This window comes from Candidatus Cardinium sp. cBcalN2 (assembly GCF_022810445.1).
Taxonomy (GTDB): domain Bacteria; phylum Bacteroidota; class Bacteroidia; order Cytophagales; family Amoebophilaceae; genus Cardinium.
Map to the genome: position 1 here is coordinate 1 of NZ_JAACGD010000165.1, position 849 is coordinate 849.

1 protein-coding gene is annotated in these 849 nt (G+C 39.8%); it reads left to right on the plus strand.

All coding sequences use genetic code 11. The features are described from left to right. Positions 1–649, plus strand: a 649-nt coding sequence (locus MUW74_RS04135) for an ankyrin repeat domain-containing protein (RefSeq protein ID WP_243553098.1), incomplete at its 5' end; no start/stop codon positions are given. Between the last annotated feature and the right edge of the window lie 200 nt (positions 650–849).

Here is an 849-nt window from a genome sequence, read left to right on the forward strand (position 1 = left end):
AAAACAGGAAGATCACTGTATGCCCCTTCATATCGCAGTATACCTAGGCCATGTAGCAGTAGTTAAGGCATTAATAGCAGCTCCAGGCATTCTGGTCAATGAAAAAGATATAAAAGGATGGACCCCGCTTTATATTGCATCAGGGAATGGCTATCTAGAGGTAGTTAAGGTATTACTGAATGCTCCAGGCATTTTGGTCAATGCAAAAGATAGAAAAGGCCTTACCCCCCTTCATATAGCAGCATACGAAGCCCATGTAGCAGTGGTTAAAGCATTACTGGAATCTCCAGGCATTCTGGTCAATGAAAAAGATCAAAAAGGACGTACCCCGCTTCACATGGCATCAGCTAAAGGCCATGTAGCAGTGGTTAAAGCATTACTGGAATCTCCAGGCATTCTGGTCAATGAAAAAGATCAAAAAGGACGTACCTCGCTTCACATGGCATCAGCTAAAGGCCATGTAGCAGTGGTTAAAGCATTACTGGAATCTCCAGGTATTCTGGTCAATGAAAAAGATAAACAAGGATGTACTTCGCTTCATATGGCAGAACATCAAGGTCACGTAGCAGTAATTAGGGCATTAATAGGTGCTGATCGATGCAAAAATATGAGGATGGCCCTACTCCGATTAATTCTGCCAAGTAAATAGTCATGTATCATGCATTGCTCTTCTAGACAACGCTCTAAAAAATGCCCGTTCACCCAAAAGTATCTATTCAGCCGCATAGGATGAAAAAAAGAAAAAACGCACCTATGTAAAATTAGCTACTATGTAGTAGTTGATATTTAATCTGACATTTATTAATTTGTGTTGATATAAATAACAACAACTATTATGAACTTACATCA